The organism is Halomonas sp. DP3Y7-2, from assembly GCF_019800795.1.
GTDB classification, from domain to species: Bacteria; Pseudomonadota; Gammaproteobacteria; order Pseudomonadales; family Halomonadaceae; genus Halomonas; species Halomonas litopenaei_A.
Genome location: NZ_JAHVKJ010000005.1, coordinates 42,040 through 68,342, shown reverse-complemented (window position 1 = coordinate 68,342; position 26,303 = coordinate 42,040). Strand labels below are relative to the sequence as shown.

Annotated in this window: 26 protein-coding genes; 22 read left to right on the top strand and 4 right to left on the bottom strand. The window is 63.2% G+C overall.

The features are described 5' to 3' along the window. Positions 1–120: 120 nt before the first annotated feature. Positions 121–786, top strand: a complete 666-nt coding sequence (gene rnt, locus KUV45_RS05640; protein WP_206939364.1) for a ribonuclease T — start codon at positions 121–123, stop codon at positions 784–786. Positions 787–1,006: 220 nt separating this feature from the next. Here the strand turns inward: rnt and grxD are convergent, their stop codons facing one another. Then, positions 1,007–1,357, bottom strand: a complete 351-nt coding sequence (gene grxD / locus KUV45_RS05635) for a Grx4 family monothiol glutaredoxin (RefSeq protein WP_206939372.1) — start codon at positions 1,355–1,357, stop codon at positions 1,007–1,009. 257 nt (positions 1,358–1,614) lie between these two features. On the opposite strand from grxD, the gene argF reads away from it, so the two are divergent. From argF to KUV45_RS05600, 7 genes are all read left to right on the top strand, one after another. After that, positions 1,615–2,535: an ornithine carbamoyltransferase gene (argF, locus tag KUV45_RS05630; RefSeq protein WP_206939374.1), complete on the top strand. Its 921-nt coding sequence runs from the start codon at positions 1,615–1,617 to the stop codon at positions 2,533–2,535. 379 nt (positions 2,536–2,914) lie between these two features. Continuing rightward, on the top strand, positions 2,915–3,205 hold the full coding sequence (locus tag KUV45_RS05625) for a hypothetical protein (protein WP_206939376.1): 291 nt from the start codon (positions 2,915–2,917) through the stop codon (positions 3,203–3,205). Positions 3,206–3,831: 626 nt separating this feature from the next. After that, positions 3,832–4,740, top strand: coding sequence for a 3-keto-5-aminohexanoate cleavage protein (locus KUV45_RS05620; protein ID WP_222163746.1), 909 nt, complete (start codon positions 3,832–3,834; stop codon positions 4,738–4,740). Then, entirely contained in the window at positions 4,737–5,690 is a 954-nt protein-coding gene (locus KUV45_RS05615; protein ID WP_206939380.1) for an L-carnitine dehydrogenase, read from the top strand. Before KUV45_RS05620 ends, KUV45_RS05615 begins: the two co-directional genes overlap by 4 nt. Then, positions 5,690–6,142, top strand: coding sequence for a thioesterase family protein (locus KUV45_RS05610; protein WP_206939382.1), 453 nt, complete (start codon positions 5,690–5,692; stop codon positions 6,140–6,142). Before KUV45_RS05615 ends, KUV45_RS05610 begins: the two co-directional genes overlap by 1 nt. 124 nt (positions 6,143–6,266) lie before the next feature. Next, positions 6,267–7,160 (top strand): alpha/beta hydrolase fold domain-containing protein, encoded by an 894-nt coding sequence (locus KUV45_RS05605; RefSeq protein ID WP_222163745.1) that lies wholly within the window; start codon positions 6,267–6,269, stop codon positions 7,158–7,160. 150 nt (positions 7,161–7,310) lie between these two features. Further along, positions 7,311–8,684 (top strand): BCCT family transporter, encoded by a 1,374-nt coding sequence (locus KUV45_RS05600; protein WP_224852110.1) that lies wholly within the window; start codon positions 7,311–7,313, stop codon positions 8,682–8,684. A gap of 211 nt (positions 8,685–8,895) precedes the next feature. On the opposite strand, the gene KUV45_RS05595 is transcribed toward KUV45_RS05600, so the two are convergent. After that, entirely contained in the window at positions 8,896–9,672 is a 777-nt protein-coding gene (locus KUV45_RS05595; protein WP_222163743.1) for a hypothetical protein, read from the bottom strand. Positions 9,673–9,678: 6 nt separating this feature from the next. On the opposite strand from KUV45_RS05595, the gene KUV45_RS05590 reads away from it, so the two are divergent. Both KUV45_RS05590 and KUV45_RS05585 read left to right on the top strand, forming a co-directional pair. Further along, complete coding sequence (locus tag KUV45_RS05590; RefSeq protein WP_222163742.1) at positions 9,679–10,248, top strand: hypothetical protein; 570 nt, start codon at positions 9,679–9,681, stop codon at positions 10,246–10,248. A gap of 130 nt (positions 10,249–10,378) precedes the next feature. Further along, positions 10,379–11,053 (top strand): Fe2+-dependent dioxygenase, encoded by a 675-nt coding sequence (locus KUV45_RS05585; RefSeq protein WP_222163741.1) that lies wholly within the window; start codon positions 10,379–10,381, stop codon positions 11,051–11,053. Between the two features lie 35 nt (positions 11,054–11,088). Here KUV45_RS05585 and KUV45_RS05580 read toward each other — a convergent pair whose 3' ends face one another. Beyond that, positions 11,089–12,057 (bottom strand): GlxA family transcriptional regulator, encoded by a 969-nt coding sequence (locus KUV45_RS05580; RefSeq protein ID WP_222163885.1) that lies wholly within the window; start codon positions 12,055–12,057, stop codon positions 11,089–11,091. Positions 12,058–12,607: 550 nt separating this feature from the next. On the opposite strand from KUV45_RS05580, the gene KUV45_RS05575 reads away from it, so the two are divergent. Together KUV45_RS05575 and KUV45_RS05570 are read left to right on the top strand one after the other, a co-directional pair. Continuing rightward, positions 12,608–13,591, top strand: coding sequence for a GlxA family transcriptional regulator (locus KUV45_RS05575; RefSeq protein ID WP_222163740.1), 984 nt, complete (start codon positions 12,608–12,610; stop codon positions 13,589–13,591). 152 nt (positions 13,592–13,743) lie between these two features. Continuing rightward, positions 13,744–15,042 (top strand): TauD/TfdA family dioxygenase, encoded by a 1,299-nt coding sequence (locus KUV45_RS05570; RefSeq protein WP_222163739.1) that lies wholly within the window; start codon positions 13,744–13,746, stop codon positions 15,040–15,042. 17 nt (positions 15,043–15,059) lie between these two features. Here the strand turns inward: KUV45_RS05570 and KUV45_RS05565 are convergent, their stop codons facing one another. Next, complete coding sequence (locus tag KUV45_RS05565) at positions 15,060–16,139, bottom strand: GlxA family transcriptional regulator (RefSeq protein WP_222163738.1); 1,080 nt, start codon at positions 16,137–16,139, stop codon at positions 15,060–15,062. Positions 16,140–16,289: 150 nt separating this feature from the next. Between KUV45_RS05565 and KUV45_RS05560 the strand changes: the two genes are divergently transcribed. The 10 genes from KUV45_RS05560 to KUV45_RS05515 all read left to right on the top strand — a co-directional run bounded on the left by KUV45_RS05560 (position 16,290) and on the right by KUV45_RS05515 (position 26,104). After that, positions 16,290–17,414: a TauD/TfdA family dioxygenase gene (locus KUV45_RS05560; protein ID WP_206939417.1), complete on the top strand. Its 1,125-nt coding sequence runs from the start codon at positions 16,290–16,292 to the stop codon at positions 17,412–17,414. Next, a complete protein-coding gene (locus tag KUV45_RS05555) occupies positions 17,411–18,061 on the top strand; it encodes an HD domain-containing protein (protein WP_222163737.1) in 651 nt (216 codons plus the stop codon). The genes KUV45_RS05560 and KUV45_RS05555 overlap by 4 nt, the downstream gene beginning before the upstream one ends. Next, entirely contained in the window at positions 18,058–19,761 is a 1,704-nt protein-coding gene (locus KUV45_RS05550; RefSeq protein ID WP_222163736.1) for a 5-guanidino-2-oxopentanoate decarboxylase, read from the top strand. Before KUV45_RS05555 ends, KUV45_RS05550 begins: the two co-directional genes overlap by 4 nt. 247 nt (positions 19,762–20,008) lie before the next feature. After that, the gene (locus tag KUV45_RS05545) at positions 20,009–20,932 is read left to right on the top strand and encodes an ABC transporter substrate-binding protein (RefSeq protein WP_374107018.1); all 924 of its coding nucleotides are present in this window, start codon (positions 20,009–20,011) and stop codon (positions 20,930–20,932) included. Then, entirely contained in the window at positions 20,932–21,669 is a 738-nt protein-coding gene (locus KUV45_RS05540) for a class II aldolase/adducin family protein (protein WP_206939423.1), read from the top strand. Before KUV45_RS05545 ends, KUV45_RS05540 begins: the two co-directional genes overlap by 1 nt. Further along, positions 21,666–22,874 carry a pyridoxal phosphate-dependent aminotransferase gene (locus KUV45_RS05535; RefSeq protein WP_222163735.1) on the top strand — a complete coding sequence of 403 codons (1,209 nt, stop codon included), beginning with the start codon at positions 21,666–21,668 and terminating at the stop codon, positions 22,872–22,874. Before KUV45_RS05540 ends, KUV45_RS05535 begins: the two co-directional genes overlap by 4 nt. 7 nt (positions 22,875–22,881) lie before the next feature. Further along, entirely contained in the window at positions 22,882–23,694 is an 813-nt protein-coding gene (locus tag KUV45_RS05530) for an amino acid ABC transporter ATP-binding protein (protein ID WP_206939426.1), read from the top strand. Between the two features lie 30 nt (positions 23,695–23,724). Further along, a complete protein-coding gene (locus tag KUV45_RS05525; RefSeq protein WP_222163734.1) occupies positions 23,725–24,567 on the top strand; it encodes a transporter substrate-binding domain-containing protein in 843 nt (280 codons plus the stop codon). Positions 24,568–24,648: 81 nt separating this feature from the next. Further along, positions 24,649–25,362: an ABC transporter permease gene (locus KUV45_RS05520; protein WP_206939431.1), complete on the top strand. Its 714-nt coding sequence runs from the start codon at positions 24,649–24,651 to the stop codon at positions 25,360–25,362. A 1-nt stretch (position 25,363) separates the two neighbouring features. Next, positions 25,364–26,104: an ABC transporter permease gene (locus KUV45_RS05515; RefSeq protein WP_222163733.1), complete on the top strand. Its 741-nt coding sequence runs from the start codon at positions 25,364–25,366 to the stop codon at positions 26,102–26,104. Positions 26,105–26,303: the final 199 nt, after the last annotated feature.

Genomic DNA, 26,303 nt, shown 5'->3' with positions numbered 1-26,303 from the left:
GCGCGCATGGCCGGTGTCGAATACCGCTACGGGACGCCGCGCTGCCAAACTGCTAGACTTTCGCCGTTTCGGCCTGCATCACACAGGCCCATTACCCCACGGCCCGACAAGGAGAGGTGCATGAGCGAGCTGATCGCCCGCGAACTCATGGCGCAACGTTTTCGCAGTTTTCTGCCGGTGGTGGTGGATATCGAGACCGGCGGCTTCAATCCCGAAAGCGACGCCCTGCTGGAGATCGCCGCTGTCACCCTGACCATGGACCCGGAGGGCAACCTGCTGCCCGACGCTACCTTTGCCTATCACATCGAGCCGTTTGCTGGCGCCAACGTCGAACAGTCGGCACTGGACTTCACCGGCATTCGTCTCGACGACCCCCTGCGTCAGCAGGTCGCCATCAGCGAAGCCGAGGCGCTGGGTGAAATATTCCGTCCAGTGCGCAAGGCCATCAAGGCTCATGGCTGCACCAGGGCCATTCTGGTAGGCCACAACGCTGCCTTTGACCATGGCTTCCTCAATGCCGCGACCAACCGCTGCGACATCAAGCGCAACCCCTTCCACCCGTTCTCAAGCTTCGATACCGCCTCCCTGGCAGGACTGGTCTACGGCCAGACCGTGCTGGCCCGAGCTTGCCGTGCCGCCGGCATCGACTTCGACAACAACGCCGCCCACTCTGCCCGCTATGACACCGAGCGCACGGCCGAGCTGTTCTGTGCGATGGTCAATCGCTACAAGGACCTGGGCGGTTGGCGGCTGGCTCAGCAGGAACAGGGAATGGAGGAGGACTGACACCGGTCCATGCCTTTTTACTGCGGCAGGATGCTGCTCACTGCAGAGACTCTCTACATACGACAAGGCCCCGCTGGTGTCCACACCAGCGGGGCCTTGCGTTTGATCAGTCAGATGACCGTGTTTGATCAGTCGCGCGGGGGCGCGGTAACACCCTCACCACCTCAGCGATCCAGCGGCTAGCCGGTCCTGACCGGTCAATCGAATGCTAGGCTGCACCTTACTCGGCGCCGCCCTCTTCATTCTGGCGAGCACGTTCAGCGGCTTGCTTGATCAGGGGCTCAAGTTCGCCATTGTTATGCATCTCGACCACGATATCGCAACCGCCGACCAGCTCACCTTCCACCCACAGCTGCGGGAAGGTCGGCCAGTTGGCCACCTTGGGCAGTTCGGCTCGAATGTCGGGGTTGTCCAGTACGTTGACGAAAGCAAAGCGCTCGCCACACGCCATCAGCGCCTGCACGGTCTGCGCAGAGAAGCCGCACTGCGGCAGCTGCGGAGACCCCTTCATGTAAATGAGAATGGGGTTTTCGCTGATCTGGCGCTGAATGTTTTCGACGGTGGTGCTCATCACGGCTCCTCAATGATTCGGGCTTGTCTGGCATGTCCTCACGGTACGATGCATGCCCTTACGGTTCGCTTTCGGCCGATACGATGGGGTCAACATCCGCACTTTTCAATGCGCGTCGGGATCGATACCCCTTTCGAGACAATACCTGATTGCCACGCTCGGCCTTTCCTTGAACGCATTGTACGGCCCAGCGGCGCGTTGCGCATCCCCTCCGCGCTGGCTAGGATGGTCGTTTTTTACCTCGTTGGAGAGACGCCATGGCCGCCCGCCACTTCCTGACCCTACTGGACCTGAGCCAGGATGAATTGCGCTACCTCATCCAGCGCGCGATCACGATCAAGAATGGGCTCAAGGCCCAGGGCCCGACCTACGCGCCCTTTACCAACCGCACCCTGGCGATGATCTTCGAGAAGTCGTCAACACGGACCCGTGTCTCCTTCGAGACCGCCATGGCTCAGTTCGGTGGTCACGCGCTGTTCCTCTCGCCTAGGGACACTCAACTAGGACGTGGCGAGCCCATAGGAGACACGGCTCGGGTGCTGTCAGAGATGGTTGACGCGGTGATGATCCGCACCTTCTCCCACCAGGGCCTTGAAGAGTTCGCCGCTGCCAGCGACGTACCGGTCATCAATGCGCTGACCGATGATTACCATCCCTGCCAGCTGCTGGCGGATGTGATGACCTGGACCGAGCTGCGGGGCAGCGTCAAGGGCCGCACGGCGGTGTGGATCGGGGACGGCAACAACATGTGCCACTCCTGGATCAATGCCGCACGCCAGTTCGACTTCTCCCTGCGCATCTGCTGCCCTGAAGGCTACGAGCCCCGCGAGGATATCCTGGCAGCCGCAGGAGACCGAGTGACCATCCTCCGCGATCCCATGACAGCCGTCGCAGGTGCCGACCTGGTGACAACCGATGTATGGGCATCCATGGGACAGGAAGAGGAGCAGGCGCGCAGAGAAGCCGACTTCGCCGGCTTCCAGGTGACTGAGGCCATGCTGGATGCGGCGGACAAGGATGTGCTGTTCCTGCACTGCCTGCCCGCTCACCGCGGCGAAGAGATCAGCGAAACCTTGCTGGATGATCCCCGCGCCGTGGTCTGGCAGGAGGCCGGCAACCGCCTGCATGCCCAGAAGGCACTGCTGGAGTTCCTGATGCTGGGTCAGGTCAGTCACTGATACCCTGCGACTCGCTGCTTATCAGCAAGGCCCTGCCGCAATATCGCGGCAGGGCTTGGCGTTACGCGTATAGCCTGTCGCCCCCTTAAGTCGCTGCCATCTATCCACGCCTCCCGTTTCATTCCTCTCGTTACCTTTCTCTTGTTACCTTTCTTTCGCTACGCCCCACCCACACCAACGCGGGCTTCAGCGCCCAGATCCCCATCGAGTCATGCTGAGCAGGCGCCACGTCAACGAGTGCTTGAACCAAAACACCTACAGCGCCTGCAACGGCTGGCCATGACCCGCGGCATGTATCCGCAAGCGGACAAGGAATAGACTTTGGTCTAATCAGACTAATGTCGTATACTTGCGCCATATTTCTGTCAGAGATCGCCGCATGGCACTGCTCGCCGAACATAATGACACCGCTCAGCGTATCGACCTGACCGCCTTTATCGAGGACCTCTACCGCGACGGCGACGTCCTTGAGGCCTTGACCCACAGTGATCGTGGTCTTAGCGCCACACGCCTTGATGCCCTTACCCGGACCCGCTCCCAGGCGTCCCGGCTGCGTCGTCTGCTGCGGCAATCGCTGGTCGTCCACAATCCGCGCGGCAGGCTGATCCTGACACAGGCTGGCCGAAAGCTGGCATTTGAGCTTTACGGCGTGGGCGCTGCCGATCTCTAGGCACCGTTTCAGCGGTTGTAGCCAGCACTCCCGTTGCTGGCTCTCCCGTTTTTGCCCCCCATTGCTGTCCCTCACATTTCTGTCTCTCTCGATTCTGGTTCTCTCGATTCTGTCTCTCTCGAATCAGCTTTCCGCCTCCTCAGCTGAACGTCACCCGAGCTGTCTCGCCTGAGCCAACACCAGCCGCACACCAAGGCTCGATGACGGGCCCTTCCCCCTTGGTCCGCTGACACAGCGACGTCGCCCGATCCCTCTATTCTCCTATCTGATTCCCGCTTTGCGGGGCAGGCTGATTCACGCTTCGCGGGGCAGGCTGATTCACGCTCTAAGGGGAGAACATCCGAGTCCTTTTCATCTTGCTGGCTGTCGGCGGCGATGCCCTGCCTATTGCCCTGGGCCGACTCCGCCCTACCTCAAAGGCGCCTGACGACAAAAATATGACGCTTATTGCCAAGTCGCAACGCCGTCACTTCGCCACACTACCTCTCGATTCATTCAGCCGCGGAGCGACGAGACGCTGTCTACACCACGGCGCCGCCCTGTCAGGCGGCGTGAACTCGCCTTCGAGCCACTTGGCATGGGGCCGCGGCCGACGTCCCGTCATCCGAGATCGAGAGGAGCCCTCCATGAACCGTAACGTCATCCTTACCTGCGCCGTGACCGGTGCCGGCGATACCACCGGCAAGAGTCCCAAGGTGCCGGTAACCCCCAAACAGATTGCCAACGACTGCATCGAGGCGGCCAAGGCCGGTGCCAGCATTGCGCACATCCACGTGCGCGACCCGGAAACTGGCGGCGTCAGCCACTCCCTCGACCACTTCCGTGAAGTCATGGAGCGGGTGCGTGAAGCCGACACCGATATCGTCATGAACATTACCGCTGGGGGCGGTGGCGACTGGATCCCTGACAGCCAGGACCCCACTCGGGGCGGACCGGGTACCGACATTCAGACGCCGGCCCAACGCCACGAGCCAGTCGGGGAACTGCTGCCCGAGCTGTGTACGCTGGACTGCGGCAGCCTCAACTTTGGCGACATGATCTACGTCAACTCGGCTGACTGGCTGCGTGAACATGCCCGCCTGGTGCAGGCTGCCGGGGTCAAGCCTGAGCTGGAGTGCTTCGATCTGGGCCATGTGTGGTTCGCCCGCCAACTGCAGGCTGAAGGCCTGATCGACGGCGACCCGCTCTACCAACTGTGCCTTGGCATCCCGTGGGGCGCCGAAGCCGATACCGAGACCATGCTGACGATGCGCAACAAGCTGCCGGCCAACGCCAACTGGGCGGCATTCGGCATTGGCCGGCACCAGATGCCGATGGCCGCTCAAGCGGTGATGCTCGGTGGCCATGCCCGGGTTGGGCTCGAGGACAACCTGTACCTCGAAAAGGGCGTGCTGGCCTCCAACGCTCAACTGGTCGAGAAAGCCGGCAGCCTGATCAACCACCTGGGCGGCAAGGTCATGACACCGGCAGAAACTCGAGATTTCCTCAAGCTGCGCAACCCACACACCGGCACCATCATGGGAGAACAGGCATGAAACAGCTATCTGTCATCGGCACCGGTGTGATCGGCAACGGCTGGATCGCCCGCGCCCTGGCCAGCGGTTGGAGCGTAGTCGCTTTTGATCCGGACCCCGCCGCCGAAGCGCGCACTCGGGCGTTTGTGGACAATGCCTGGCCTGCGCTGCAACGCCTGGGTCTGGCCGACGGCGCCAGCATCGACCACCTGCGCTTTGCCTCCTCACTGGAAGCCGCCGTGGACGGCGCCGACCTGATCCAGGAGAACGTACCGGAAAGACTCGAGCTCAAGCAGAGCATCCTGGCCCAGATCGACGCCGCGGCGCCTGCCGATGTGCTGGTGGGCTCCTCGACGTCGGGATTCAAGCCCACCGACCTGCAGCAGGACTGTGCCAAGTCACCCGGGCGCATCATCGTCGCTCACCCCTTCAATCCGGTCTACCTGCTACCGCTGGTCGAGCTGGTCGGAGGACAAGCCACGGCGAGCGAGCAGACTCAGCAGGCGCAGGCCCTGTATCAGGCGCTGGACATGCGTCCACTGGTGGTCCGCCGTGAAATCGAAGGGCATATTGCCGACCGTCTGATGGAAGCCCTGTGGCGCGAGTCACTGCACCTGGTCAATGACGGCGTAGCCACTACAGAGGAAATCGACGCCGCGGTGGTCTACGGCTGTGGGCTGCGCTGGTCGCTGATGGGCACCTTCCTGACCTTCCACCTGGCCGGTGGGGAACAGGGTATGCGCCATATGCTGGAGCAGTTCGGACCCGCGCTGAAGCTCCCCTGGACCAAGCTGGAAGCCCCCGAGCTTACCGATGAGCTGATCGACCGCGTGGTCGAGGGCTGCGAGCATCAGGCGGCCGGCCGCAGCGTGGCCGAGCTGGATCGTCGTCGCGATGACTTCCTGGTCGAATTGCTGGGCCTGGTGAACAAGTACTGGCCGGAAGCAGAAGGCCTCGAGGGACGTATCTGATGGCCTTGCTCAACACCCAGGTGGCGTCACAGTGGGTCGACTACAACGGCCATATGAACGATGCCGAGTACGCCAGGGTATTCTCCCTGGCGGTGGACAGGCTGATGGAGAACATTGGCCTGGACGATGAGGGCCGGCAACGGCTCGGCTACACCCTGTATACCCTCGAGACCCATCTTCGCTACCTGAAGGAAGCCCACGAGGGGCAAGACCTGCAGGTCGATGTTCAGATCGTCGATCAAGATGCCAAGCGCCTGCACCTGTGGTTTGTACTCACCAGTGGAGCGGACCTGCTGGCTACCAGCGAGCAAATGCTGATGGGCATCGACACCACCAGCGGCAAGCCTGCTGCCTTCCCCGCAGCGCTCTCTGATGCCTTGGTGACATTGCCCCCCCTGTCATCCCCCCCGCCCGAGGGGCTGGGACGGCGGATCGGTATCAGCCGACGCTGACAGGCTTGGCGTCCTGGCCGGGCCATATCCAGCCAGACCCGCTCAGGCCCGCCCAGACCAGCTCGGGCCAGGGCGCCATCCACCAGGAATGCTCGGCGACGCCGGGCGGGATCCGGATGTAGAGATGACGATCGACGACTTTGCCAAGCGCTTCCAACATGGTCTCGACGCCATGGCATCAAGGCCCCTCGCCCTGGCCAGAGGCGACTACGATCGGCTCTGCGCCAGTTTCGCCACGCCGTTGCCCACCACCATGCGGGTCACCGACGAGCGGATCGCTGGAGTACCCGTGCGCCGATATCGGCCAGGGAGAGCGGAAGGAATAGACAGCGCTCTCTCCCACGCCCACGCCCACGCCGATACTGGTCAGCAGACCGTGCTCTACGTCCATGGTGGCGGCTTCACCATCGGCTCGCTGGACAGCCACCAGGGCGTCGCAGCGGGCCTTGCCGAAGCACTCGGGCGAGAGGTGGTAAGTGTGCAGTATCGACTTCTGCCCGAGGCACGCTACAGCGACCAGCTCGACGACGTCGATCGGGTGCGCCGCTGGCTTCAGCCCTGTGCCATGGTGGGGGACAGCGCAGGAGGTCGCCTGGTGCTGGACGTGGCTCGTGCCGCCAAGGACCCACATCCGCTCGGCATGATCTATCCGCTTCTCGGTGACATGTCCGAGACATCTCTTGGACCCGATGCGCCCTTGCTGAGTCGTCGGGACGCCCAGGCCGCCTGGGCGATGATTGCCTCCGACGCTGCCCGCGCGGGCGACGCTCCCCCGGTCAGCAGCGCAGTGGAATGCCTGGTCGTGGAACACGACCCCCTGACCCCAGCGATACTGGCGACGCTGGACCAATGGCGTCAGCAGCGGCGGCAGGTTGGCCTGCATACGGCAGAGGGGATGTTTCACGGGGCGCTTCACGCCCATGCGCAGCTGGCACCGATGTCGATCACCTGGCGTGGGTTCTGTCGTGCTCTCGCGTGTCACCTCGACGAGCGACACCTAGACTATTCTTTGCGTTGAAGTGCCTCTCTACCCCTCTGATTCATAAGCACTTATCGGGTTAGAAGCAGCACAGTCACGACGTTATCACTCCACTCCAGCGAGGTTCCCACCGATCGATCGCCGTCCCTCCTTTTTCAATAAGACAACGAGACACCAATGAAACAGAACATGTCCACATTGGTGGCCACCGTGGTCACCGTCATTACGCTTATTGCCTTTGCTGCCATCGCCCCAGGTAGCTTTCAGACCATCCTTGATGTCATCAAGGTCAATGTCATCGGCAACTTGGGCTTCATCTTCACCTACCCGGCCTTTGTTGCCTCCATCGTGTTTGTCGTCCTGATGTTTACCCCACTGGGCCGCTTGAAATTCGGTGATGAGCCGCCAGAATTTTCGACGCTCGCCTGGCTAGGCATGCTTTTCGCCACCGGCATGGGTATTGGATTGGTCACCTGGGGAGTGCTGGAGCCTCACTATCACGTCGAGGCCGGGAACAGTTCCGATCAAGCACTGCTATATGCGTTCAATCACTGGGGGCTACTGGCCTGGGCAGGCTATCTTGCCATCGGCGTCATCTTTGCCCACTGCATGTACAACCTGAGGATCGAGAAACCTGCCGAGACCTTGCTGGGAGGCGGTTTCCTCAGCAAGTTGAACCTGGTGAGCCTGGTCGTTTCCACCGTGATCGGGCTTTCGCTGACGTTCTCCTATGCCACCGATCCCCTCAAGCAAAGCCTGGAGCAGTTCTTTGGCATCCAGGCCAGTCCAACCTTGATCATCAGTGTGCTGGCCATCTTTGCCATCGCCTCGAGTGCCTCGGGGCTCAAGCGGGGCATCAAATGGCTAAGCAACTACAACACGTTATTCGCGCTGATACTGTTGACCAGCGTGTTACTGCTGACATCCCCCTGGGACATCGTTTCGACGCTGGCGCGCCTGTTGCCGGAATACCTGGTGAAATATCCGCTGATGGCGACCGATATTGGCCTGGGGGATCCTGAGCGCAAGGCCTGGCTCGCGGATTGGCTATATGCCTTCGAGGCTGCCTGGTACGGTTGGTTCATCTTCACCGGGGTGTTTATCGCCCGCATCTCCAAGGGGCGTACGCTCCGCCAACTCGTGCTAGGCGTCATGCTGGTGCCGAGCCTATTCTCGTGTCTGTGGTTTACGACCTTCGGCCTCGGCGGATTGGAGACAGGCTCAGAGGACGTCTTTGCGCTGATGGCCACCCTGGATAGCCGTGGCATTCTTTCGGCCATTCTGGCCCTGAACATCCTGCTGTTCTTCGTCACCAGCGCGGATTCCGCTGGCCTGGTCTGCGAAATGCTGACCGTCAAACGCTCCAGAGCGTTCTGGATCGTGGCCATGTCATTGCTGGCGATCGTGATCAACTGGCTGGAAGGTGACATCTTCAAGGTCATCCTGACCCTGATTTCCGTCGCGGCCATTCCGGTGGCCTTTGGCATCTTTGCGCTGGTAGCAGCCTTCTTGCTACGCCTTCGAGGCCAGCACACCCCCTTGCCCACTCAGGACGACGGCTAAGCAAGCGCTGACGTCATCAGCCGAACGGCGTTAGGCGCCCAGAGCCCGGGACCTGGAACCCGAAGTCTATGAGGCTCAGGTGCCAAGTTAGAGCAGCGTGTACGCAGACAGGGCCTGATGTCAGGCCCTGTCTGCAGCCTATGGCGAGTGCCATGGCGCCCTGTAGCACTCTGGCTAACACCTTCACTCAGGCGCTAGCGGCAAAGCGCCATTAGAACTTGCCCAGTTCAGCCTCGAGCGGAAACATGGCGGCGGATAGCTCGCCCACGCTCATGACCGGTGACGCCGGCGCCTTGGCACTCGGCCAGGCCTTCAGCAAGCCCTCGTAGCCCTCCTCCAGGGCAGCATAAGCGCCTGCTTCGCGAAACAGCTCGGCGTGGCGCTCCAGCGACTCACGGGCCGTCAGCACAAATCCACGGCCATCCTGATACTCCACTACATTGACGAACTCACCGTCGTCGACCGCTTCTTCGTACTCGTGCAGCGCAGTCTGCAACAACGCCAGCTGGACCTTGGCCTGGAAGCCAGCATCCATCTCGAGTTCATCGTCCACGTCGCCCATGGCGGCCAAGATGGTAGCGCGCAGCGACTCATACTCTGCCTCGTATTCACTCCAGTCTCCGCCCTGCTGGACCTGGCCAGAAAAGTCTTCCAAGGTCTCGTCGAAGGCCTCGATTCCGCGGGTCTCCAACGCCTTGGCGATGCCCGGATAGACCTCATGGTAGGGATGACCGAAATGCGGGTAGGAAGCGGTCTTTGCGCCTTCGGTGTAGAGCTCCTTGGCCACCTGAAGGTGCCCCAGCATCAGGGCGAGTTCTGTGGTGTAGATACCAGGGTTGGCCGCGTCTACGTGGCCATGCTCGCCGCCTTCACCACCTTCACCACCTTCACCGCCTTCACCGCCTTCACCGCCTTCACCGCCTTCACCGCCTTCGCCGCCGGCAGTAGCAGTTAAATAGGCAAATACCGCGTAGGGGTCGCTAGCCAAGGAGCCGTGCTCGCCGCCTTCACCACCTTCGCCACCGTGGCCGTGTTCTCCACCTTCGCCACCTTCGCCGCCGTGGCCGTGCTCGCCACCTTCACCACCTTCACCACCGTGGCCGTGTTCTCCACCTTCACCACCTTCACCACCGTGGCCGTGTTCTCCGCCTTCACCACCTTCGCCACCGTGGCCGTGTTCTCCGCCTTCACCACCTTCGCCACCTTCACCGCCGTGGCCGTGCTCTCCGCCTTCACCACCTTCGCCGCCTTCACCACCGTGGCCGTGCTCGCCACCTTCACCACCTTCACCACCGTGGCCGTGCTCTCCGCCTTCACCACCTTCGCCACCGTGGCCGTGCTCTCCGCCTTCACCACCTTCGCCGCCGTGGCCAGCTTGCCCCGCTTCCTGCACAACGCCGTCTTGCGTCATTTCCTCGTCGCCATGATGATCGGCCCAGGCGGTGCCGGTTCCGAGCAAAAGGCTGGTGCCTACACCGATCCACAGTTTGGTGCGGGTCTCTTGGGTCATGATGAACATCCTCGTTGTGGCTGCTGTCGGTTTTACGCGCATGTTGCCATCTAGGGGGCTACGCGCGCTAAGGGTGGCGGCAGGTTCCGCCAATGGTCCATGACTATCCTGGACGCGACATGTGACCAAGTGTAATGCAAATGATTAACACTAGGGTACAATTCACCATTTGCGAGGGGCAACGATGATTCTATGTATCGACCAAGTGCTCTCCAACGAGCTGCTGGCACGCATTCGCCAGACCCTGGGCGAAGCCCGTTTCCGCGACGGCAAGGAAACAGCGGGCTGGCACGCACGCACGGTGAAACAGAATCAGCAGGCGAGCGGCCAGGACCCTGCCATCGCCAGCCTGCGCGACGATGTCATGAAGACGTTGGCCAACCACACGCTGTTTCAGATCGCCGCCAGGCCCCGACGCATGAAGCCGGTGATGTTCAGTCGTTATCAGCAGGGCATGACCTACGGCAACCATGTCGATGATGCGGTCATGCCCACGCCCCAGGGGCCCATGCGTACCGACCTGTCCTTCACCCTCTTTCTGGAGGAGCCAGCCCACTACGATGGGGGTGAGTTGATCATGGACACCCCCCAGGGTGAGCAGCGCTACAAGTTACCGGCGGGCTCCATGATCCTCTATCCGTCGTCGACCCTGCACCGGGTGGACCCTGTGACCCGGGGTGAGCGACTGGCCGCGGTGGGATGGCTGCAAAGCCAGGTGCGTCAGCCGGAACAACGGGAGATCCTGTTTGACCTGGACACCACCCGGCGCCAGATATTTGAACGCGATGGCAAGACCGCTGACTTTGACGCCATTTCCAAGAGCCTGGCCAACCTGCTGCGCATGTGGGCCGACATCTGATCCCCTGCACCAGGGCTATGCCCCATCCACTGGCGTCAGCTGCTCTCGTCCTGGCGTCGATAGCTCAGGGGTGAACAACCATAGTGGCGCCGAAAGGCACGGCTGAAACTCGAGGCGGAGCCAAAGCCGCAGCTTAGCCCGATGGCGAGCACGTCCAGATCGGTGTCCTTGAGCAGTGACGCGGCACGGTTCAGCCGCAGTCCCAGATAGTAGCCGGTGGGCGACTCCCCTAACTCGTCGGCGAACAGGCGCTGCAGCTGACGCAACGAGATCTGACTGCGCCGCGCAATCTCGGCAAGCTCAAGGGGTGCCTCTAGATGGCTCTCCATCAGTGACACGGCATCGATCAAGCGTGGCTGGTGGGTCCCCAATCGACGCACCAGGCTCATGCGCTGCTGGTCGGTACGGGACCGCAAACGGTCGTGAATCAGCTGTTCCGACACGTCTACCGCCAGCCCCATCCCATGCTGTCTGGCGATCATCTCCAGGGTCATGTCCATGGCAGCAGCCCCACCAGCACAGAAAAAACGTCGTTGGCCGAGCAGGAAGAGCTCATCGCAGGTGCGAATGGTGGGATAACGCTCGTTGAAGGCCGGTAGCGTCTCCCAATGCAGCGTAACGGTCTCTCCGGCCAGCAACCCGGCCTCGGCCAGCACCACCGCACCGGTGTCGAGGGCCCCGATACGACAGCCTCCTTGGTCCAGGCGGTTGAGCCAGGCACTCAGACCACGACCGATCCACTGCTCTGGATCAAACCCGCTGCACACCGCCAACGACGGCAAGTGGCGCACCTGGTCGATAGCATGGTCCACCATCAGCGTCATGCCATTGCTGGCGGTGACAGGATCACCAGATAGCCCGATCACCGTCCACTCGTAGAGCGGACGACCGGCAATCCGGTTAGCGATGCGCAAGGGCTCTACTGCCGAGAAGAACGCCATCATCGAAAACTGGGGCAATAAGAGAAAACCCATGCGTTCGCTGGTGGTCAATGCCGAGAACATGGGCTCGTTGTCGCCTGAGCCATCAGCGGTGGTATCAGCGGTCGTGTCAGCGCAAGGATGACGCCCCTGGCCCTCGTCAGGGTGGCCGTCCTTGCCCCGCCCATGGGGCTGATCGCTAGCCTCCATGTGGATCTGCCCCTGGCCTGGCCAAGTCTGCATGGCTATCTTCCTTTACGCTTTCTAATGTGTGCGACCGATCGCCAAGCCTAGGCGTTGTCCGAAACGTCGACGAGCGAAGGTTAGACAAGGCAAAAATCGGTGAGAAAGCGCAGTTTACGAGGTGTAACGGAGCATGTTAACCGGGCTGGCGTACCAGCCGATGCTTAACGCCGTATCACCAAGCGCAGGCACTTTACGTACAAGCCCCAGCATAGCGCGCAGCCCCAAGGCGAGGGCCGGGCTTGAGCCGGGTCGCCTGCGCTGTCATGCTTTTACGCCATCCTATCGAGAGGCCCTGGCGGCGCGCCATGCTCCACTTCCATTCTGACGTCTCGTCGCCCCGTCGGCACCAGGCTCATGCCCAGGCCCAGGCGATGCGGAGGAAGACGTCGTGCGCCTGACCTATCAGGGACCGAGTCCGGAAGCCATCGGCTTTTTGCTGTTGCCTCGTTTTTCCATGGTGGCGCTGTTCTCCGCCATCGATCCTCTGCGCATTGCCAACCGACTGTCTGGTGAGACGCTATTTCGCTGGCACCTGATCAGCAGGGACGGGCTGCCGGTCCATGCCAGCAACGGCATTCCCCTGGCGGTCGAGCACGCACTAGAGGACACCCCATGGCTGCCCAGCCTTGCCGTCTGCGCCAGCTTTGAGCCCATGGCCGCCGTCGATGACAGCCTGATCACCTGGCTGAGGCAACGTCGCGAGCAGCGCACCTGCCTGGGGGCGCTGGATACGGGGGCTTTCTGCCTTGCGTCCGCCGGACTGATCGACGACACCGTCACCTTGCACTGGGAGAGCCTGCCCGACTTCAGGCGCCAGCACCCCCATATAGAAGCGGTGGAGTCGCTTTACGAAGTGACACCCAGCGGCTTTTTCGGGGCTGGGGCCAGCGCCTCCATCGACCTGGCACTGGACACCATTCGACGCCGCCACGGCGACGCCTTGACCCGCCGCGTCAAGGAGCAGCTGGTGCATGACCATCGGCGGCTGCCGGCCAGCCGACAGCGTGACGTCCGCTACCAGGAGCGACTGCCACAGCGCCTGGCCACCCTTATCGGGATCATGGATGCCCACCTGGAATCCCCCCTATCCATTCCCCAGCTGGCTTCCGCCATCGGACTATCGGAGCGCCAGCTCGAGCGGGAGTGCCAGCAGCATCTGTCCCGCACTCCAGGGCAGCTGTACCTGGAGCGGCGCCTGAGCCTCGCCCATCAGCTGGTCACCAGCACCCGACACAGTGTCATGGATATCGCGCTGGCCAGCGGCTTTGCCTCAGCCTCGAGCTTCACCCGCGCCTTTCGCCAACACCACGGTGCCTCGCCTAGCGCCTTGCGACGTCAGCCCACCCCTCCGATGTCGGATTCTGCACGATAATTGTCGACTTCTGCACGATGCCGCAGCCCCACCGGCGCCATGCTGTGGCCATCGTCGTGACCCACTGCAGGGGGCTGGATGCCTGCCCGCTGAGTTGCGTCACCCACACGTCGCTTTCCGATGACTCGACCAGGCTAGCTCAAGGAGGCTCCATGCACGCGCAGACGTCTCGACCGTCCGCTAACTCCTCTACTTCCGCTGTTTCCACCACCGCATCCTCCGCCGCCACACCGCCGTCGGCGCTGCCACCGACGCCCGACTACGACAGCTGGCCGGTAGAGGTGGCCATCGCCGAGGTGACTAGCGACTCTCGGGTACTGACCGTGACCTGGCAGGATGGCCGCGTCAGCCGATACCACAGTATCTGGCTGAGAGAAAATGCCGCCGATGACAGCACCATCAATCCCGCCACACGAGAGCGCATTCTCGACCTGTCGTGCCTGGAGGCTTGGCCGCAGATAGCGGCTGCGCGGCTCGATGACAGCGGAGCCGTGGAACTGATCATGAGTCCTGAACAGCGCACACTGCGCTTTCATCCGGGCTGGCTGCGCGCCCACGACTATGACAACTGCGAGGATCCACTGGCCCCGCTGGTCGCCATGGAGACCTGGCTGGGAGGAGCGGACGCGGCGCCTGACACCTTGGACGCCAGCACCTTTTCCACCACCGCCATCGATAGCCCGGAAGAAGCCTCGACGCTGGAGCCAGCACTGGAGTCACTGCTGCGCAAGGGCCTGGTGCGCCTGCGCGGCCTGCCCACGGAGCCTGGGACACTAGCCAGCGTTGCCGAGCGTATCGGCCCGGTAAGAGCCACCAACTTCGGCACCCTGTTCGACGTGCGCGCCAAGCCTGACCCTGACTCCAACGCTTATACCTCGATTGCGCTTCCTCCCCACGTGGATCTGCCCACGCGGGAATACCATCCTGGCCTGCAGTGCCTGCACTGCCTCGAAAACAGCGTCGCCGGTGGACAGGCGGTCATGCTCGATGGCTTTGCGGTGGCGGACGCCCTGCGCCAGGAAGACCCTGAGGCTTTCTCCACCCTGACCCAGGTACATTGGCGCTACGCCAACACCGCCAAGACCACGGACTATGTCTGGCATTCGCCGATGATCGTGCTGGATGATCAGGGCCAGCTCAGCGAAGTGCGCATTGCCGACTTCCTGCGAGGGCCGCTGATGACGGACTTCGACCTGGTCGAAGAGGCCTATCGCGCCCTGATGGCGCTGCAGGGGCTATTGCGTCAGTCCCGCTTCGCGCTGCGCTTTACCTATGCACCGGGAGACCTGGTGATCTTCGACAACCGGCGTCTGTTGCACGCCCGCGACGCCTTCGAGGGCGACTCCGGGCATCGCTGGCTACAGGGCTGCTACCTCGAACGTGATGAGGTCCGCTCCCGTTATCGTATGCTCCAGCGTCGTCAACGAGAGCGCAGCCTCAGCGACGCCTGACGCCCTTTAGCAAGCGCCTAGCTGTCCTGCCTGCCGCCCGGCCCCAAGCCACGCCGGGCGGTCACACTGGGCGCTTCCCCAAAACGCCGACGGTAGGCCCGTGAGAAGTGCGCCAGATGCGTAAAGCCCACGGCGACGGCTGCCGCTGTAACGGTCATGCGACTGTCCGCGAGCATCCGCTGAGCCTGATCCAGACGCATGTTGAGGTAGCACTGCTTGGGCGTTTCGCCAAACTCTGCCATGAACCGGCGGGTCAGCTGCCGCTGGGACAGGCCTGCCAGCCGACACACGTCGGGAATCGACAACGCCTGGGTCAGATTGGCCTCCATCACCGCCAGGGCCTTCAACACCGGGCGCGGCAATCCGCCGCCCACAGCGGGGTTGTCGATGGGATCGATGTGGCCTGCTGCATGGCCGTCGCCATGGGGGCGGGAGTGCATGATCTGTCTTCCAACCGCCTCTGCCAATGCAGGACCGTAAAGGGTCGTCACCCATTCCAGCATCATGTCGATACTGGCTGAGCCTCCGGATCCGGTCAGTCTTGCCCCTTCCCACACATAGCTGTCGGGGCGCACCTCCAGCCCAGGAAACTCCTCACGAAATGCCGGCACACTCTCCCAGTGCAGCGCCACCGGATAGCCCTCCATGACCCCCGCTCGTGCCAGAATGAAGGGCGCCGTATCCAGCCCACCCAACCACACCCCATAGGCCGACAGGCGTTTCAGCAATAGCAGGTCATCCATGGTCACCATCGCTTCAGGCTCATAGGACGACACCACCATCAGGCGGCCGCTGGAGGCGATGCCCTGATACCAGTCCGCCTCGGTGACCTCAGCCAGGCGCCCGTCCACATCAATGCGCACGCCGTTGCTGGCCATGACCGGCTCGCCATCGCTGGACAACAGCCGCCAGGCAAACAGATCCCGGCCAAACCGATTGGCCACTCGCAGCGGCTCAAGCAGGCACACCAGCGTCAACATCGAGAACTTGGGCACCAGCCACACGTCCAGCGTGTGCTCGGCCTGAGCAGGGCTGAGCAGCGGGGGTGAGTCAGGCCGGGGATAGGGATGGCTGGAAGGCCAGTCGGTGGACGTCATGGGGCGAATTTGATCAACAAGATGGCGAATTTCATCAAATGATAACCGAACCCGCACAGTAACCTAAGGAAAACTCTGAACAAACCGCTGAGCCAGGCCCTTCGGTGGCGCTGACTCGGCACGTTCGACGGCCCTCGGAGACGGTTTTCCATGATCCTGCAGACGCCCCCTGCCCTTGCCGACAATGGACGCCAGCTACAGCTGTTCCTGTCCAACGGCCAGCTTCATCTCGATGCGCTATGGCTACGCGAGCGCCTGCCACAGGCGGATACGCTCGACCCCCAGACCGGTCAGCGGCTGATCGAGGCCGCCGAGCTGCCCCTGGACCTGGCGCTGACCGCTGCCAGCGCTGAGGAAGGCGAACTGGCACTGGCGTTCTCCGACGGTCAGCAGGGGCGCTTCCCTCTTGCGGAGCTGGCCAGGTCAGCCAGCACTGGCAGCGCAGACACACCGCCCCGCGAGCTGTGGGATGCTGCTCTCGAGGTCCCCTCCAGCGTCGACTTCAGCGAGGCGCTCACCAGCGACGCGGCGCTGCTGACCCTGCTGCTCAAGCTGGAGCGCTTCGGCTTTGTTCACGTGTCAGGGCTACCGGACGACACCGACGCCATGCAGCCGTTGATCGATCGCATCGGCCCTCTGCGGCGCACCAACTGGGGCGGCATTGCCGACGTCAAGTCGGTGGCCAATGCCTATGACCTGACCATGACCCAACGCGGACTCGAGCCACACACCGACAATCCCTATCGTGACCCGATTCCCGGCTACATCTGGCTGCACTGCCTGACCAACGCCGCCGAGGGAGGCGACAGCACGCTGGTAGACGGTTTCGAGGCGGCACGCCGCCTGCGACAGCAAGACCCCGAGGCCTTCGACTGCCTCACCCGGGTAAGCCCCCGCTTTCGCTATCAGGACGACGCCACCCACCTGGAAAGCCGCGGGCCGCTGATCGAATGTGATCCCCACGGAGAGGTGGTCAGGGTGCGCTACTCCAATCGCACCGAACGGGTCGATGCCATGGAGAGCCAGGAGTTGCGACGCTACTACGCCGCACGCAAGGCCTTCTACGATCTGATCCGCAGCGAGGCGCTTACCCTGCGCCTTAAGCTGTCGCCAGGCGAGATGCTGATCATGGACAACTACCGCCTGTTGCATGGCCGCACCTCGTTCACCCTTGACGGTGGCGTGCGCCATCTGCGCCAGGGCTACGTCGATCGGGACAGCACCGCCAGCCGCCGCCTGGTGTTGAGCCGTCACCTCGCAGGAGTCACCTCATGACAGCGACCGACAGCACCCTCTCCAGCCAAGCCAAGCAAGCCGAGCAAGCCAAGCAAACAGAGCAAGCCACGTTTGCCCGCTTCGATGAGAGTACCGCCACCGAGTGGCGGCTGATCGACCAGCATTTCCGCGCCTACCAGGATGACGCCTGCCGCCGCGTGCTCGATCATCTGGCGCGACTGAAGGGCGATACCCACGGCTATCCGGTAGATCGCTACGAACACTGCCTGCAGACCGCCACCCGCGCCCTGCGCGACGGTGCCGATGAAGAGATGGTCGTGTGTGCGCTGCTTCACGATATCGGCGACGACCTGGCCCCGGCCAACCACGCCGAGATTGCGGCTGCGATCCTTGAACCCTTCGTCGATCCTCTCAACGTGTGGATGATTCGGCATCATGAGCTGTTTCAGGGCTACCACTATCGCCATTTCTTTGGCCAGGACCGACACGCCCGTGAGGCCTATCGCGACCATCCAGCCTACGCTCGCACCGTCAGGTTCTGCGATGAGTGGGACCAGACCAGCTTCGATCCCGACTATGACACCCTGCCCTTGTCAGCGTTTCTGCCGATGATTCAGCGGGTCATGCAACGCCCCCCCTTTGGCGGCCTGCCTGACGTCGTAGATGATCCACAGGAGCGCTCATGAGGACCTGCGCCCAGACCCTGATCACGCTGCTGGAAGACTATGGCGTCGATACCGTGTTCGGTATTCCCGGCGTGCACACCGTCGAGCTATACCGAGGTCTCGAGGGGGCCGGCCTGCGCCATGTCACACCCCGCCATGAGCAAGGGGCAGGATTCATGGCCGATGGCTACGCCAGAGCCAGCGGCAAGCCCGCGGCTTGCTTTATCATTACCGGCCCAGGCATGACCAATATCGCCACTGCCATGGGCCAGGCCCTGGCAGACTCGGTGCCGATGCTGGTGATATCCAGCGTCAATCGCGTGGCAACCCTGGGCCGGGGCCAGGGCCGACTGCACGAGATGCCTCAGCAGAGCGCAACGCTTGCCGGTGTCGCGCGCTTCAGCCATACCCTGCTCGACCCTGAGGCCCTTCCGGAAGTGCTGGCGCGGGCCTTCGCCATCTTCCAGGGTGCCCGGCCCGGGCCCGTTCACATCGAGATTCCCATCGACCTGTTTGATGCGCCAGTGAGCCGCGCGCCAGGCCGGCCGATCCGTGTCTTCCCGCCGGCGCCAGCTCCGCAGGCCGTGCATGAGGCCGCCCGCTGGCTTGATCAAGCCCAACGGCCGCTGGTCCTGGTGGGTGGTGGTGCCTGCTCCGCCGCAGCGTCCGTAAAGGCCCTGGTCGAGCGCCTGGGTGCTCCCGTGCTGACCACGGTCAATGCGCGTGGTGTGCTCGGCAGTCATCACCCCCTGGATCTTGGCACCACCGCCAGCCTGGCACCGGTACGCCATCTGGCGCGTGACGCCGATGTCGTGCTTGCCCTGGGTACCGAGCTTGGCGAAACCGACTACGACCTGGTCTTCAACGATGGCTTCGCCCTTCAGGGCCGCGTGATTCGTGTTGACCTGGACGTCGAGCAGCTTGCCCGTAACCGCTCCGCGGAGCTGGCGATGGTCGCCGACGTCGGTCTCGCCGCAGACGCGCTGCTCGGCGCTCTGAGCGAATCAGCGGCGCCTGGTCGTCCGTCACGCTCCGAGTGTGCTGAGCAGTTACGTGTGGCTGCCGAGCTCCGCGCGGGTGCCGAGCGCTGCCGCGCGGTTCGTCGTGACCTGGCGCTGTACGAAGACCCGGAGCTGAAGCCCTATCTGCCCCTGTTCGATATCCTCGATGACGCCTTGCCCGAGGCCATCATCGTCGGTGACTCCACGGGGCCCGTGTACGCCGGCAACGTCATCGCTCGACGCTCGGCGCCTCGCCGCTGGTTCAATGCCGCCACCGGGTTCGGCACCTTGGGCTATGGCCTGCCCGCCGCGCTGGGAGCCGCCCTAGCCAAGCCTCAGCTTCCCGTCGTTGCCCTGGTCGGCGACGGTGGTCTGCAATTCGTGCTCGGCGAACTCGCCACCGCGCGCGATCTTGCTCAAGCTCCTGATGCCTCCGCCAAGGTCCAGCCCCTGGTGCTGATCATCTGGAACAATGACGGTTACGACGAAATCCGTCGCTACATGAGTGCTGATGGCGTCGCTCACATCGGCGTCAACCTGCAGCCGCCGTCCTTCGCTCCCCTATGTGATGCCTTCGCCTGCCGATACATCAGCGTCAACGCACCAGAAGCGCTACGAGAAGCCCTGACAACACTGGACCAGGCCGCCTCGCCGCTGGTCATCGAGGTCGACGCCCTTGCCTGGCAAGCATCACTGGAGCAGCCTGCCACCGGCTGTTGAGGAGACGTGTCGAGGAGGCAGAGGAAAACCCTTGGCGTGCCGGCCGCGGCGCGCTGTAGACGCACGTCATGGCGGCGACAACGGCCCCGCTACAGAGACGATCAGCACCCAGCCAGTCCTGCGCTGGCCGGGACAGCAAACCCTGATAATAACGAAGGAGTTCCCCGTGACCCGAACCCACCACACGCCCCCCCTGCTGCTGCCGACGCGACGCCCCGGAATCCCTGCCGGCTCACTGCCGCCGTGGCTGGCCGGAGCGCTGCTGGTCGCGACCCTGTCCACCTCCTCTATCGCCCTGGCGGAAGATCGGGACGAGCGTCTTCGCCTGGTGGTCCCGCCCTGGCCTGGGGTCACCGTCAAGAGCGAGATCCTGGCCCAGCTTGCCGAACCCCTCGGCTACCAGGTCGAGCGCCTGGAGGTCAGTTCCACGGTGGGCTACAAGACCCTGACCAGCGGCGACAGTGATGCCTTTCTGGCAGGCTGGCTGCCGGCCCAGCAGGAAAGCTATGACGCCGCCGTGCAAGCGAACGCCATCATCGACCTCGGCAACAATGTCACCGGTGCTCGCATGGGCTTTGCGGTGCCTGGCTACGTGGCGGACGCCGGCATCACCGACGCCGCTCAGCTCGGGGACGCCGCCAACGCCGAGCGCTTTGAGCGCACCTTCTATTCCATCGAAAGCGGCTCTACCGTCACCGATTTCATCGACGCCGCCGTGGAAGCCGATACCCATGGTCTTGGCGACTGGGAGGTCATGTCTTCCTCCACGCCGGGCATGCTGAGTGAAGTCAAGGCGGCGGTGGACGAGGGACGCTGGATCGCCTTCTACGGTTGGACCCCGCACTGGATGATTCCCGAATACGATGTGCGCATCCTGGACGACAGTGAAAACGTGTTTGGACCCGACAACGGCAGCAGTGATGTCAAGACCGTCGTCGCCAAGGAGTTCGCCGAGGCTAACCCCAACCTCACGCGACTGCTCGATCAGGTGGTGTTCAGCGCCCAGGAGCAAAGCGATTTCATCAAGGCGTATAGCCTGGAGCAGCAAGACCTTGAGCAGGTCGCCAGCGAATGGCTTGCCTCGCACCCGGAAAAGGTGTCCGCCTTTCTTGACGGCGTCACCAGCCGCGATGGCGGCGAGGCCCTGGCAAGCTTCAAGGACACGCGCTGATGGACCATCGACAGCAACAGCTGCGCCAGGATCTGGCGGCCGCCTATCGACTGATGGCGCTGGATGGCATGGACGACGGTATCTCCACGCATATCTCGGTACGGGTTGACGCCAACAGGTTTCTGCTCAACCCGTTCGGCCTGCGTTTCGAAGAAGTCACCGCCGACAGCCTGATCAGCGTGGACGAGCAAGGCAATGTGCTGGATGACCCTACCGGGCTTGGCATCAACCCCGCGGGTTTCACGATACACAGCGCCATCCATGGAGCCCGCAGCGACGCATTGTGCGTGCTGCATGCTCATACCGTCGCGGGCGTGGCCGTCTCCTGCCTCGAAGAGGGTCTGCTGCCGCTTAACCAATGGGCCATGCAGTTCTATCAGCGCATCGGCTACCACGACTACGAGGGTATCGCGCTGGATCTGGACGAGCGCCAGCGCCTGGTGGACGACCTCGGCCCACATATGAGCATGATCCTGCGCCAGCACGGTGTGCTAGTGGTTGGCACCAGCGTCGGCGATGCCTTCCTGCGTATGCGCGACCTGGAACGATCCTGCCAGGCACAGCTGGCCGCTCAGTCCACCGGGCGGCCCCTGGTCAGCGCCTCGCATGCCCTGTGCGACAAGGTCGCCCGACAGTACGACGCCTGGGCCGCCAGCCCACAAGGCACCGATCTCGCCTGGCGCGCCGAGCTGCGTCGCCTGGGCCTACATGCTCCCGCGCTCGAGGACAGCCCATGACTCGCGTCTCCCGTCTCACCCAGCGAATCGCCGGCGAAGGCGCCGCCGCCTGGGATATCCACAGTCGAGCCTTGGCGCGCCAGGCCAATGGCGAGGACATCACAGTACTGTCGGTGGGCGACCCCGACTTTACCACGCCGCGCAGTATCGTCGAGGCCGCCAAGCACAGCCTGGATCAGGGCGCCACCCACTACGCCGACGTACAGGGCAAGCTGGCGCTGCGTGAAGCCATCGTCTCCCACTACCGTCGCAGCCAGCGTCTTGGCCACGTCGAGTTGACGCCGGATCGCCTGATCGTGATGGCAGGGGCCCAATGCGGCCTGTATGCAGCGGCCCAATGCCTCCTCGATCCTGGTGATGAGGTCATCGTGCCCGAACCCTGCTACGTCACCTACGAAGCGGTGATCCAGGCCACCGGCGCCACACTCTCCCGTGTGTCACTGCAGGCGGACCAGGGCTTTCGGCTGAATGTGGATGATGTGGCGGCGGCCATCACCCACCGCACCAAGGCGATCCTGATCAATAGTCCCCACAATCCCACGGGACAGTCGCTGACCCGCGAACAATGGAAGCAGGTGGCGGCACTCTGTCAGCAGCACGATCTGTGGTTGATCTCCGACGAGGTCTACGCGGAGCTGATGTTCGATGGCACCCATACCTGCCCGCTGGCGCTGCCGGAGATGGCCGAGCGCAGCGTGGTGATCTCGAGTCTGTCCAAGTCACATGCCATGACCGGATGGCGACTCGGCTGGGTGATCGCCCCGCCGATGCTGATCGAGCACCTCAGCCATCTGGCCCTGTGCATGTTGTACGGCTGCCCGGATTTCGTTCAGGACGCCGCCATCACCGCTCTCGCGGACGAGCAGGGTCAGCTTGGCGACGATCTGGCGACCATGCACGCCGCCTACCAAGCTCGGCGCGACAGCGTGTGTGCCGCTCTGGCGGGCAGTCAGGCCGCCAAAGCCGTATGCCCCGACGCCGGGATGTTCGTGATGGTCGACATTCGCGCCACCGGCCTATCATCGGCACAGTTCGCTGATCGCCTGCTGGATCAATGCGGCATCTCGGTGCTGTCTGGCGAGGCCTTCGGCCCCTCGGCCGCTGGCTTCATTCGGCTGGGACTCACCCACCAGGCCGACACCCTGGCCGATGCCGCGCAACGGCTTCGTGAGTTCGCCGACGCCTGTCTTGCCACCCACCCATGAGCCGCCTATGACGCCATCTTCCCCAGACTGTACCGATACCCCGCCATCTTCCGCCGTGGTCGAGGCCCGGCACCTGGTCAAGCGCTATGGCGACGTTGACGTGCTGCGCGACGTGTCCCTATCCGTCGCCGAAGGCACTGTGACCACCATTATCGGCGCCAGCGGCTCCGGCAAGAGCACCCTGCTCAGGTGCATGAACCTGCTGGAACGCCCGCAGCAGGGTCAGTTGACCATCGCCGACGAGTCTATGCGCTTCACCGCACAAGGTCCCCGCAGCGGCCACACCGACATGCCCCTCAGCCGCCACCAGCTGCAGCGCCTGCGCGCCAAGGTGGCGATGGTCTTTCAGCAGTTCAACCTGTGGCCTCACATGACCGTGCTGGGCAACGTCAGCGAGCCGCCCGTGCGGGTCAAGGGGGTCAGTCGACGCAAGGCCAACGCCCTGGCCATGCACTATCTCGAGCGTGTCGGCATGGCCGAACGTGCGGACGCCTATCCCGCCTTTCTGTCCGGCGGACAGCAGCAGCGTGTGGCGATTGCCCGCGCACTGGCCATGGAGCCACAGATCCTGCTGTTCGATGAACCCACCTCGGCGCTCGACCCAGAGCGGGTCAATGAAGTGCTCGGCGTCATCCGCGGGCTGGCCGATGAAGGGCGCACCATGCTGATGGTCACCCATGAAATGGCATTCGCCCGCGACGTGTCCGACCAGATCGTGTTTCTCGACCGCGGAGTGGTCGGCGCTGCCGGCTCTCCCGAGCGCATCTTCGAACAGAGCGACAACGAACGCTGCCGGCGCTTCATCGCCCCTGCCGCCTGACTGCCCGTCCCACAACAACCAGGAGTTTCCATGACCGTCTTCCCTTCCCTGCGTCCGTCAGTCGATCTCGCTCGCCGCCTTGGCCTGGGCGTCGCGCTGGCCACGACCCTCGGTGCCGCCGCCATCGACAGCGCCCATGCGACCGACCGGGCGGACACCGCCTCCGCGGGCGAGCCCCTCAAGATCGGCATCTCGGCAGAACCTTACCCGCCTTTTACCTACACCTCCTCAGACGGTGACTGGACCGGTTTCGAGATAGAGCTGGCCGCAGCGATCTGCGAACAGATGGCTCGGGAATGCGAGATCACCCCGACCGGCTGGAGCGGCATCATTCCCTCGCTCAAGTCAGGCCGTATCGACATGATCATGAACTCCATGTCGATCACCGAAAAACGTCTTCAGGTCATCGATTTCAGCGACCCCTACTACTACACCCCTGGCGCCTATGTCGCCGCCCGCTCGCTGGAGCTGGATCCCCCCGAGGGCCTCGATGGTCTGGTCCTGGGCGTACAGAGCGCCACCACCAACGCCACCTATGCCCGTCGGGCGCTAAGGGACACCGGCGTCGACATCCGCCTGTACGACCAGGCAGAACAGGTGAACCGGGATCTGCTGTCAGGTCGCCTGGACGTCATTCTGGCCGACGAGATCGCCATGGTGGAACTGACAGAGCGTGATGAAGCTGGTGACTTCGAGATCAAGGCAACGGCGCCTCACCATGCGGCCTACGGCGAAGGCGTCGGCATCGGGCTGCGCCAGCAGGACGATGCCCTTACCGAGGCCGTCAACGCCGCCATTGAGCAGGTCAATCAGGACGGTACCTGCACCGAGCTGTCCGAGAAGTACTTCGGCACTGACGTCTGCGTCAGCTGACGTCAATGGCCCGGGCGGTCCCTGCTGCGACGCAGGGACCGCTGCAAGGCTGTAAAACTGGCCACGCCAAGGAGTCTTTTCATGTCTATCGCCTCCCAGGAGGGCCTCGTCGATTGGGCGGGTCCGATCCTTGAAGGAGCCCTCACCACCCTGGAGATTGCGCTGCTGGCCTATGCCATAGGCGTCCTGCTCGGCCTTGTCGGCGCCGCCTGCCGGCTCTCCCGGCAAGCCTGGCTGCGCGGCATTGGCGCAGGCTATTCCACCGGCGTCAGGGCAGTGCCGGAGCTGTTGCTGATCATTCTGCTGTATTACGCCGGCTCCCAGGCATTGACCGCCGCGGCTCATGCGCTGGGACTCTCCGGCCAGGTCGCCATCAACGGCTTCGTGACCGCCGTGGGCGTGCTGGCCTTCGTTCAAGGCGCTTACATGACCGAGGTCTTTCGCGGTGCCATCAGCGCCATACCCCGCGGTCAGCTTGAGGCCGCCGATGCCTTTGGCTTCTCCCCCTGGGCACGCTTTCGCCGAGTCACCCTGCCGGCCATGCTACCCAATGCCCTGCCCGGCATGTCCAACCTATGGCTGATTCTGATCAAGGACACCGCGCTGATCAGCGTGATCGGCTATAGCGAGCTGTTCTTCACCGTTCAACAGGCAGCCGCCAGCACCCGAGCTCACTTCCTGTTCTATGCCGCGGCAGGGGCGCTTTACCTGGCCATGACGCTGACGTCCAACTGGCTTTTTGCCGTCGTTGAGCGACGCGCACGGCGCGGCCTCCCCCAGCTTCAGGAGCATTGACATGGATTTCAGCTGGCTGAGCGATCCCTTCTATCAGGAATATCTGGTGGAAGGGCTGATCAACACGCTATGGCTACTTCTGGTATCGGCTGTGGCAGGCCTGATCCTGGCGGTGGCGATGGCCATGGCGCGTATCAAGGGTCCGCGCCCCCTTGCCTGGCTGGCCACCGGCGTCACGGCGGTGATTCGCGGCACGCCACTGCTGGTACAACTGTTCTTCTTCTATTACGGCGTGGGTCGCCTGCTGGAAGGCATTCCCGGCATCCAGGACAGCATCTTCTGGGGCCTGTTGCGCGACCCCTTCTTCTACGCCACCTTGACCTTTACCCTGTCGGTGGGTGCCTACAGCGGCGAAATCCTGCGAGGCGCGCTGCTCAACGTGCCGCCGGGAGAGCGGGAGGCGGGACGCGCCTATGGTTTCCATCCCTGGCAGGTATTCGTCCACCTATGGCTACCCAGAGCCGTGCAGCTGTGCCTACCCACCCTGACAGGCGAGATGATTCTTCTACTGAAATCGATACCGCTGGTCTCGACCATCGCCATGATGGACCTGCTGCAGGCCGCCAATATCATCCGTGACGAAACGTTCTTGACTTACGAGCCGCTACTGCTCATCGCGGCCATCTACCTACTGCTGACCATCATTCTGACCCTGGTATTGCAGCAGCTGGAACGTCATTTCCCCGGCGTGCAGCCACAGCGACGACGCTTTCGCTGGTGGGCACAGGCAAGACACGGGTAATACCCAAGCGGGGCTCAGAAAACGGCTCGGACAATGGCTCAGACAGTGGCTCAGACAATGGCTAAGGACAGCCTGAGCACGACGACTGGGCCCCTGCATGTTCACCACGGAAGACAGCGCTTCGGCAACGACTCCCATATGCCATGTCGCCGGGCGTACTTCCGCCGACGCTCCTACTAACAGTCACCCCAGATCACTT

What these genes read in the sequence shown, in the direction of transcription:
- rnt (WP_206939364.1), top strand. Translation starts at nt 121, where the DNA reads ATGAGCGAGCTGATCGCCCGCGAACTCATGGCGCAACGTTTTCGCAGT.
- grxD (WP_206939372.1), bottom strand. Translation starts at nt 1,357, where the DNA reads ATGAGCACCACCGTCGAAAACATTCAGCGCCAGATCAGCGAAAACCCC.
- argF (WP_206939374.1), top strand. Translation starts at nt 1,615, where the DNA reads ATGGCCGCCCGCCACTTCCTGACCCTACTGGACCTGAGCCAGGATGAA.
- KUV45_RS05625 (WP_206939376.1), top strand. Translation starts at nt 2,915, where the DNA reads ATGGCACTGCTCGCCGAACATAATGACACCGCTCAGCGTATCGACCTG.
- KUV45_RS05620 (WP_222163746.1), top strand. Translation starts at nt 3,832, where the DNA reads ATGAACCGTAACGTCATCCTTACCTGCGCCGTGACCGGTGCCGGCGAT.
- KUV45_RS05615 (WP_206939380.1), top strand. Translation starts at nt 4,737, where the DNA reads ATGAAACAGCTATCTGTCATCGGCACCGGTGTGATCGGCAACGGCTGG.
- KUV45_RS05610 (WP_206939382.1), top strand. Translation starts at nt 5,690, where the DNA reads ATGGCCTTGCTCAACACCCAGGTGGCGTCACAGTGGGTCGACTACAAC.
- KUV45_RS05605 (WP_222163745.1), top strand. Translation starts at nt 6,267, where the DNA reads ATGACGATCGACGACTTTGCCAAGCGCTTCCAACATGGTCTCGACGCC.
- KUV45_RS05600 (WP_224852110.1), top strand. Translation starts at nt 7,311, where the DNA reads ATGTCCACATTGGTGGCCACCGTGGTCACCGTCATTACGCTTATTGCC.
- KUV45_RS05585 (WP_222163741.1), top strand. Translation starts at nt 10,379, where the DNA reads ATGATTCTATGTATCGACCAAGTGCTCTCCAACGAGCTGCTGGCACGC.
- KUV45_RS05580 (WP_222163885.1), bottom strand. Translation starts at nt 12,057, where the DNA reads ATGTTCTCGGCATTGACCACCAGCGAACGCATGGGTTTTCTCTTATTG.
- KUV45_RS05570 (WP_222163739.1), top strand. Translation starts at nt 13,744, where the DNA reads ATGCACGCGCAGACGTCTCGACCGTCCGCTAACTCCTCTACTTCCGCT.
- KUV45_RS05565 (WP_222163738.1), bottom strand. Translation starts at nt 16,139, where the DNA reads ATGACGTCCACCGACTGGCCTTCCAGCCATCCCTATCCCCGGCCTGAC.
- KUV45_RS05560 (WP_206939417.1), top strand. Translation starts at nt 16,290, where the DNA reads ATGATCCTGCAGACGCCCCCTGCCCTTGCCGACAATGGACGCCAGCTA.
- KUV45_RS05555 (WP_222163737.1), top strand. Translation starts at nt 17,411, where the DNA reads ATGACAGCGACCGACAGCACCCTCTCCAGCCAAGCCAAGCAAGCCGAG.
- KUV45_RS05550 (WP_222163736.1), top strand. Translation starts at nt 18,058, where the DNA reads ATGAGGACCTGCGCCCAGACCCTGATCACGCTGCTGGAAGACTATGGC.
- KUV45_RS05540 (WP_206939423.1), top strand. Translation starts at nt 20,932, where the DNA reads ATGGACCATCGACAGCAACAGCTGCGCCAGGATCTGGCGGCCGCCTAT.
- KUV45_RS05535 (WP_222163735.1), top strand. Translation starts at nt 21,666, where the DNA reads ATGACTCGCGTCTCCCGTCTCACCCAGCGAATCGCCGGCGAAGGCGCC.
- KUV45_RS05530 (WP_206939426.1), top strand. Translation starts at nt 22,882, where the DNA reads ATGACGCCATCTTCCCCAGACTGTACCGATACCCCGCCATCTTCCGCC.
- KUV45_RS05525 (WP_222163734.1), top strand. Translation starts at nt 23,725, where the DNA reads ATGACCGTCTTCCCTTCCCTGCGTCCGTCAGTCGATCTCGCTCGCCGC.
- KUV45_RS05520 (WP_206939431.1), top strand. Translation starts at nt 24,649, where the DNA reads ATGTCTATCGCCTCCCAGGAGGGCCTCGTCGATTGGGCGGGTCCGATC.
- KUV45_RS05515 (WP_222163733.1), top strand. Translation starts at nt 25,364, where the DNA reads ATGGATTTCAGCTGGCTGAGCGATCCCTTCTATCAGGAATATCTGGTG.